At 70.5% G+C, this 7,295-nt stretch carries 7 protein-coding genes; 2 read left to right on the top strand and 5 right to left on the bottom strand.

Going from position 1 to position 7,295, the window contains the following annotated elements:
• The first annotated feature begins 68 nt into the window (after positions 1-68).
• Positions 69-626 carry an NAD(P)H-dependent flavin oxidoreductase gene (locus ACWDR3_RS20055; RefSeq protein ID WP_450353841.1) on the top strand — a complete coding sequence of 186 codons (558 nt, stop codon included), beginning with the start codon at positions 69-71 and terminating at the stop codon, positions 624-626.
• Between the two features lie 78 nt (positions 627-704).
• On the opposite strand, the gene ACWDR3_RS20050 is transcribed toward ACWDR3_RS20055, so the two are convergent.
• Positions 705-1,199: a MarR family winged helix-turn-helix transcriptional regulator gene (locus ACWDR3_RS20050; RefSeq protein ID WP_450353840.1), complete on the bottom strand. Its 495-nt coding sequence runs from the start codon at positions 1,197-1,199 to the stop codon at positions 705-707.
• Between the two features lie 168 nt (positions 1,200-1,367).
• Between ACWDR3_RS20050 and ACWDR3_RS20045 the strand changes: the two genes are divergently transcribed.
• Positions 1,368-2,582, top strand: coding sequence for a multidrug effflux MFS transporter (locus tag ACWDR3_RS20045; RefSeq protein ID WP_450353839.1), 1,215 nt, complete (start codon positions 1,368-1,370; stop codon positions 2,580-2,582).
• 36 nt (positions 2,583-2,618) lie between these two features.
• On the opposite strand, the gene ACWDR3_RS20040 is transcribed toward ACWDR3_RS20045, so the two are convergent.
• Genes ACWDR3_RS20040 through ACWDR3_RS20025 form a run of 4 tightly spaced genes read right to left on the bottom strand, consistent with a single transcriptional unit; the run spans position 2,619 to position 7,283 of the window.
• Entirely contained in the window at positions 2,619-3,419 is an 801-nt protein-coding gene (locus ACWDR3_RS20040; protein WP_450353838.1) for an N-acyl homoserine lactonase family protein, read from the bottom strand.
• Between the two features lie 51 nt (positions 3,420-3,470).
• The gene (locus tag ACWDR3_RS20035; RefSeq protein WP_450353837.1) at positions 3,471-4,496 is read right to left on the bottom strand and encodes a PDR/VanB family oxidoreductase; all 1,026 of its coding nucleotides are present in this window, start codon (positions 4,494-4,496) and stop codon (positions 3,471-3,473) included.
• Entirely contained in the window at positions 4,486-5,925 is a 1,440-nt protein-coding gene (locus ACWDR3_RS20030; protein WP_450353836.1) for a glutamine synthetase family protein, read from the bottom strand. The genes ACWDR3_RS20035 and ACWDR3_RS20030 overlap by 11 nt, the downstream gene beginning before the upstream one ends.
• 5 nt (positions 5,926-5,930) lie before the next feature.
• Positions 5,931-7,283: a Rieske 2Fe-2S domain-containing protein gene (locus ACWDR3_RS20025; RefSeq protein WP_450353835.1), complete on the bottom strand. Its 1,353-nt coding sequence runs from the start codon at positions 7,281-7,283 to the stop codon at positions 5,931-5,933.
• Positions 7,284-7,295: the final 12 nt, after the last annotated feature.

Raw genomic sequence — 7,295 nt, 5'->3', positions numbered from 1 at the left:
TTAATAATTGTGTGTATGGATTTCTGCCTTTTGTTTGTAGTTACTCGTTATAATAGGGTGCCGACGGTGTGATCGGCGTGGCCGCAGGGGCCGGCGGCCACGCCGGCACGCAGTCACCGTTCGCCCTCGTGCAGGAGATCCGGGAGTGGTTCGACGGTCCGCTGCTGATGTCCGGCGCGATCGCCCACGGCCGCTCCATCCTGGCGGCGCTGGCCGCGGGCGCGGACCTCGCGTACGTGGGCTCCGCGTTCCTCGCCACCACCGAGGCGAACAATTCGGCCGCGTACAAGCAGATGATCGTCGACGGCGCCGCGAAGGACATCGTCTACAGCAGCCTGTTCACCGGCGTCCACGGCAACTACCTGCGCGGCAGCATCTCCGCCGCCGGACTCGACCCGGACAACCTGTCCGAGTCGGATCCGACCGCCATGGACTTCGGGACGAGCGACACCGCGAAGCCGAAGGCGTGGAGGGACGTCTGGGGCTCGGGCCAAGGCATCGGTGCCGTCAAACAGAGCATGACCGTCGCGGACCTCGTGGCAACGCTCAAGGAGCAGTACGACGACGCGCAGTTCGCCCTGCACGCCAAGCTGCGCACGCACAGCGCGACCACGTACGGGGTCTGAGGGCCCCCACCACACGATCCAGCTCGACAGTTCGGCCGACCTCAACGGTCTGGATCGCCAATTGCCGTGTGGGCAACGTCAGTTGTGGCCCCCGTGTCCCTCCATGACCTCCACGAGTCGCCCGAGTGCCTGGAGAACCCGCTCCCGGTCCTCGCCGAGCCCCTTCAACAGCGCTACCTCGGCGGCGAGTTGGCGGGGAAAGAACTCATCGACGGCCTTCATGCCGGCCGGAGTGATGGTGACCAGCGCGGCGCGCCGGTCGGCGGGGTTGGGGGTGCGGGCGATGAAGCCTCGCTTCTCCAGCTTCGCCAGGGTCTTGCTGACGCCGGCGCGCGAGAGGCCGAGGCCGTCGGCCAGGCCGCGGGCGATCATCGGGTCCTTCGCGTGCCGGAGGGGGATGAGCATGTCGACCTCCGGCGCGGTGAGCGGGGCGCCCGCGTAGAGGGGTTCGACGGCGTGGGCGAGCAGGCCCGTGGCGTGTTTCAGCAGGCCCACCAGTTCCATGGGGGAGGTGTCGAGCTCGGGGTGGTGCTCGGCCCACTGGGCGCGGATCTCGGCAGGGGTGGAGGGCATGCGGCTCGTGTTCTCACTTTCGGGGTGCAGCGACTATTTGTTAACCAGTGAATCATCAGTTACCTTTCTCTCATGGTATCGCCGTCCCCCTCCTCTGGCGCTTCCTCACGCGCCCCCGTCGCAGTCTCTTCCCCGCCGGGATCCGATCCGTCCAGGCGATCCTCCGCCGTGCTGATCGCGGTCCTGGCCGCCCTGACCGCGGTGGCCCCGCTCGCCATCGACATGTACGTCCCCGGCTTCCCCGAGATGGGGGACTCGCTGGGGGCGAGCAGCTCCGCCGTACAGCTGACCATGACCGCCTTCCTCGCCGGACTCGTCGTGGGCCAGCTGCTGATCGGCCCGATCAGCGACGGACTGGGCCGGCGCAGGCTGCTGACCGGTGGCGCGATCGCCTTCATAGTCTTCTCCCTCGCCTGCGCCGTCGCACCGAACGTCGCCGCCCTGACCGGCGCCCGCTTCCTCCAGGGCCTGGCCGGAGCGGCGGGCATGGTGCTGGCCCGAGCCGTCCTCACCGACCGCTTCCACGGGCCCGAACTGCCCCGCTACTTCGCCGTGTTGTCCCAGATCATGGGCGTCGCCCCGATCGCCGCACCTGTAATCGGCGGAGCGCTGCTGGCCGTGTCCACCTGGCGTGCCGTGTTCGTCGCCCTCGCGGTGCTCGGCGTCGTGCTGGTGTTCGGTGTGGTGCGCGGCGTCCCGGAGTCCCTGCCGCCCGAGCGACGGCACCGCGGCGGGGTGCCGAGCACCTTCCGCGCGATGGGGACCCTGCTCGCCGACCGTACGTTCATGGGCTACGTCCTCGTCCTGGCGATGATCTCGGCGGCGCTGTTCGCCTACGTCAGCGGCTCCAGCTTCGTCTTCGAGAACCTGCACGGCGTCTCCTCGACGACGTACTCCCTCATCTTCGCGAGCAACGCCGTCGGCATGCTGATCTCGGGTGCCGCCTTCTCCCAACTGGCCTCGCGCGTCGGCCTGAACGCGTTGCTCACGGCGGGGGTCGCCATAGCGGCGCTCGGCGCCGTGGCCCAGGTGCTGCTGGTGTCGACGGCGGGAGAGACCCTGGCGGGCACCTGGGCCACGCTGTTCGTCACCGTCCTCGGCATCGGCCTGGTCATTCCCTCGACGATGGCCATCGGCCAGACCCTCGGCCGGGGCGCCCCCGGTGCCGCCTCCGCACTCCTCGGCGGCTTCCAGTTCTTCTTCGGCGCCCTGGCCTCGCCCGTTGTCGGTCTCTTCGGAGAGGACAGTTCCCTGCCCATGGCCGTCATCATGCTGATCGCCGCCGGTGCGGCGGGAGTCGCGCTGATACTGCTCGCCCGGCCGTGGCTGGGGAACGGCGAACCCACGGCGGTGAAGCCGGGCAGCGGCGACCGCTCGTCGTGAGAAGGGCGAGGTCGACCTCGGTCACGCCAGAGGCGATCAGCGCAAGGTGCCCTGACGCTTCATCAACTCCGGCCACACCACTGGATCATGACCCGGAATGACCTCGTACCCCTTCTCCTTCGCGAGGCGCTTGAGCCGTCGGATGGGCTCGACGGTCGCCTGTGGATCCACGCCGATGGAGGCGCCGACGGGGCGTTCGTCGGTGATGTTCTCCGCGAGGTCGGCCGCGTCGAAGGCGAAGACGAAGCCGCCGCCCCCGGCGAGGTCGACCACGAAGCTCTGGTGGCCGGGGGTGTGGCCTGCGGTCAGTACGGCGGTGACGCCCGGCGCGATCTCGGTGTCGCCGTCGGCCTGGCGCCAGTCGATGCGCGGATCGTCGAAGTCCACCCGGAAGATCGTGTGCCGCTCGACCTCCGGCCGCCCCGACAGCCCGTACGCCAGCTCCGCGCGCTGCACATGCACGGGGACGCGTCCCGCGAAGTGCTTCAGGCCGCCCGCGTGATCGGCGTGGAGGTGGCTGACGGCGACCGCGGAGACGTCCTCGACGGCGACGCCGACGCCGGCCAGCGCCTCCTCCAACGGCTCGCCGGGGCCCGGCAGTTCGGGTTGGTAGGAGGGGGAGGGGTAGAAGCGCCGGCGCAGGGCGGGGTCCCGCAACAGGGCCGTGTTGAAGCCGGTGTCCAGCAGCAGCCAGCCGTCCTCGCACTCCAGCAGGATCCCCGGCACGGGCTCGCGGACGCGTTCCCCTCGGGGCGCCCCGTGCACGGACACCGACTTGGGCAGGTCCTCCCAGCCGAGCAGCAACGGCAGGACGCGATGCACTCCGCGCTGGGCCATGGGTTCTCCTCCGTGAGCGACTTCGAATGAGAGGGGATGGAATCGTCCGGGTCAGAGGTCGAGTTCGAGGACCGGTGACGCGGAGCGGCTGACGCAGATCATCATCGTCGTGGCGGTGGCACGCTCCGAAGGTTCGAGCACGGTGTCGCGATGATCCGGCGTCCCGGCCGACACCGCTGTCTCGCAACTGCCGCAGTAGCCCTCTTCGCACGAGTAGGGAACGTCCGGCATGCGTTCCCGTACGACGTCAAGTACCGATCGGTGCGCGGGTACCGTCAGTCGCAGGCCCGACCGACGCAACACGACGTCGAAGTCGCCGTCCGGGCCGGCGAGTTCGGGTTCGTCGACCGGGGCGGCGAAGCGCTCCACGTGAACAGGCCGCTCCGGTAGGGCGGTTCGGCACAGGGTGGTCACCGCGTCCAGCATCGGCGGCGGTCCGCACGCGTACACGACGTGATCGGGCGGGGCGGCCGCGATCTCGGCGGCCAGGTCGGGCAGGCCCGCCTCGTCCTGGGGGACCAGCAGGACCCGGGGCCCGCCGAGGGCGACGAGTTCGTCCGAGTAGGCGAGGCGCGAGCGGTCCCGGGCACCGAGCACCAGCCGCCAGGGCAGGGCGCCGGCGGCCAGCTCGCGGACCATGGGCAGCAGCGGGGTGACACCGATGCCGCCCGCCAGGAACAGATAGCCCGCGGCGGGGACCAGCGGGAAGCGGTTGACCGGCCTGTCGACCGCCAACTCCCGCCCGACGAGGGCGGTTTCGTGGATCTCGCGGGAGCCGCCGCGGCCGTCCGGCTCCCGGTGCACGGCGATGGTCCACGTCGAGCGGTCGTCGGCCGCGCCGCACAGCGAGTACGGCCGACGCAGTCCCGAGGGCAGCGTGAGGTTCACATGGGCTCCGGGTTCCCACGACGGCAGCGGGCCGCCGTCCGGCCGGACGAGACGCAGCTCCAGCACGTCCTGGGCGATCCAGCGGGCCTGCTGGACCAGGAGCCGATGGGTCGTTGCGGATGCGGAAGTCAGGTCGCCGGAGTCCAGCTGGCTGGAGTCGAGGTCGCCGGGGTCGAGGTCAGAAGACACGGAAGTACTCCCGCTGTTCCCAGTCGGTCACCTCTTGGTCGAAGCGGGCGATCTCGGCGCGCTTGATGCTCGCGTAGTACGCCACGAAGTCCTTGCCGAGCCGGTCGGCGAGCATGCGGTCGGCGTCCAGCGCGTCCAGGGCCTCGCCGAGGGACCGGGGGAGGGGCTCGGCCTGGGCCGCGTAGGGCTCGTCGGCCGCTGGTCCCGGATCCAGGTTGCCCGCCACGCCCTCCAGCCCGGCGGCGAGTTGGGAGGCGAGGTAGAGGTAGGGGTTGGCGGCCGGCTCGCCGATCCGGTTCTCCAGACGGGTGGATGACGGTCCGTCACCCAGGACGCGCACCATCGCACCCCGGTTGTCGCGGCCCCACACCGCGCGGTCGGGCGCGAGGGAGAGCGAGCGGAAGCGTTTGTAGCCGTTGAGGGTCGGTGTCGAGAAGGCGCTTGTCGCGCGGGCGTGCCGCAGCAGGCCACCCAGGAAGGCCGTGCCGTAGGGCGAGAGGCGGGGTCCGCCATCGGCTCCGGCCGTGCCCGGCTCGGGCGCGAACACGCCGACGCCGTCCCTGAGGACGCTCTGGTGCAGATGCCAGCCGCTGGAGAACACCCCCGGCAGATGGGGACGGCACATGAAGGTGGCGTGGTGTCCGTGCCGTGCGGCGACCTGCTTGACCGCACCGCGCAGCAGCACCATCGCGTCCGCCGTACCGAGCCCGTCCGCCGGTTGCAGGGTCAACTCCACCTGGCTCGGCCCGAATTCCACCTCCATACTCCGCAGCGGCAGCCCGAGGCCCTCGATGTTGGCACGCAACACGTCAAGGAGCGGGTCGAGTTCGTCGTAGCGCAGCTCGCTGAGGTACTGGTAGCCGTGGTTGAGCATGCCCACCTCGGGGGCGGCGCCCGGCTGGCCCAGGTCGGCGATGCCCAGGCGTGGATCGGCCAGCCGGAAGAGGTGGAACTCCACCTCCAGGCCGGTGCGGTAGGTGAGTCCGTCGGTCTGCTCCAGCACCGAGCGCAGCAGTCCGCGGGTGCAGAGCGGGACCGCGGTGCCGGAGGTGAAGCGCAGGTCGCACAGCAGCCAGCCGGTCCCCGGCGACCAGGGCAGCATCCGGAAGGTGAGCGGGTCGGGCACCATCACCATGTCTGCTGCGCCGCGCAGTTCGGGCAGGCCGAGCGGGGTCTCCTTGGTGAAGAGCGGGAACACCGTTCGGCCTGAAGTGTCCTTGGCCAGCAGCGACGAGGCGATGCCGGTGCCGTCGCGCAGCACGTTCGTCACCTCGCCGGCGGTGACCGTCTTGCCGCGCAACAGCCCGTGCTGGTCGGCGAAGACCAGCCGCACCACCTTCAGACCGCCACCCTCGGCACGAGCGCGGATCTCCTCGGCCGCCTCGACCTGTTCGGGCGTCCACAGCGCATGACGTTCGACGAAGCCCACGCCCCTCAGCCCTCCGTGCCCAGCGGCTGCGCCCAGCCGCTGTCGGCGCGCTGCTTCGCGGTCACCGTCGCCCAGTGCTCCGCCCAGCCCTCGGTGGGACCGATGCCGTCGAGGGTGACGGGTCCGCGCAGTTCGGCGGCCTGTTCGGCGGGCAGCACCAGGAGCGGGTCCTCGCCGCGCTCGATGGCGGATATCGCTTCGCCCAGCATCCGCCGGTACATCACGATCGCCTTGTCGGACCGGCCCAGATGCTCCCGGGTACGGTCCTGGATCGCGCCCTGGCCCTCCACCGCCCACTGGTCGTGCACGTTGATGTCGGTGCCGAGTCCGGTGTACGTGGTGGTGAGCTGCTCGGCCGGGTCGTAGCCGTATCCGTTGGCGCGGCCGAAGCGGGGCCGGTAATCGGGAAGGGTGACCGCGTCGACCCGCTGTCGACGCATCTCGTCCCGGTCGACGGGCCCGCCGACGCTGGTGAACAGGGCGTACCAGTAACTGGAGTTGTCGTCGATCGGCACGTGCCACTGGGTGATCGCGGTCTCGGCGTCCAGCGGGATGTGGAAGGCGTGCGGGAAGACCTGGTGGGTGACGCGGACGTGCGTGCGGCTGCCGTCCATCGGCAGGCCCGCGCTGTCGGTGCCGTCGAGGGTGCGCAGGGCCGTGATGCGCATGCCGTACGGGGTGCGGACGGCGTCGATGTCGGGGCGGCCGTACTCGCGCAGGATCTTCGTCATCGGCAGGTCAGTTCCCTGCGAGGCCGCGCGGAACTGTTTGCCGTAGCTGTCCTCGGGGTCCTCGTCCTGGAAGAAGCGGTGCAGGTAGGAGGCGTGGGCCGGATCGATGCCGACCTCCAGGGCCTGCAGCCAGTTGCACTCAAGGAGGCCCTTCCAGGCGAAGGCGTGATCGGCGGGGGCCTGGAAGCAGTCCAGGGCGGGGAGTTCGGGCGGCTCGCCCGGACCGAGGTAGCCCCAGACGATGCCGTTGATCTCGCGGACCGGATAACTGCCGAGCCGGATACGGGACTTGAGCGGGCTGTCGGCAGGCTCGGCGGGTGTGTCCAGACAGGAGCCGTCGCGGGCGAAGAGCCAGCCGTGGAAGCAGCAGCGCAGTCCGCCGTCCTCCAGTCGGCCGAGCGCCAGGTCGGCGCCCCGGTGCGGACAGCCCCGGTCGACGAGGCCGAGCTCACCGCTGTCGTCGCGGAACAGCACCAGGTCCTGGCCCAGCACCTTGGGCGCCACCAGCGGTCGTACGCCGTCGAGTTCATCGCTGAGGGCGATCGGCTGCCAGTAGCGGCGCATCCACTCACCGGCCGGGGTGCCGGGCCCGGTCCGGGTGAGCCGGGTGTTCTCTTCCTCGCGCATGGGACGCCTTTC

Source organism: Streptomyces sp. NPDC001002 (assembly GCF_053599215.1).
This window is presented reverse-complemented; position numbering and strand designations above follow the sequence as displayed.

Coding starts and splice junctions, on each gene's coding strand:
- ACWDR3_RS20025 (WP_450353835.1), bottom strand. CDS start 7,283: ATGCGCGAGGAAGAGAACACCCGGCTCACCCGGACCGGGCCCGGCACC.
- ACWDR3_RS20040 (WP_450353838.1), bottom strand. CDS start 3,419: ATGGCCCAGCGCGGAGTGCATCGCGTCCTGCCGTTGCTGCTCGGCTGG.
- ACWDR3_RS20050 (WP_450353840.1), bottom strand. CDS start 1,199: ATGCCCTCCACCCCTGCCGAGATCCGCGCCCAGTGGGCCGAGCACCAC.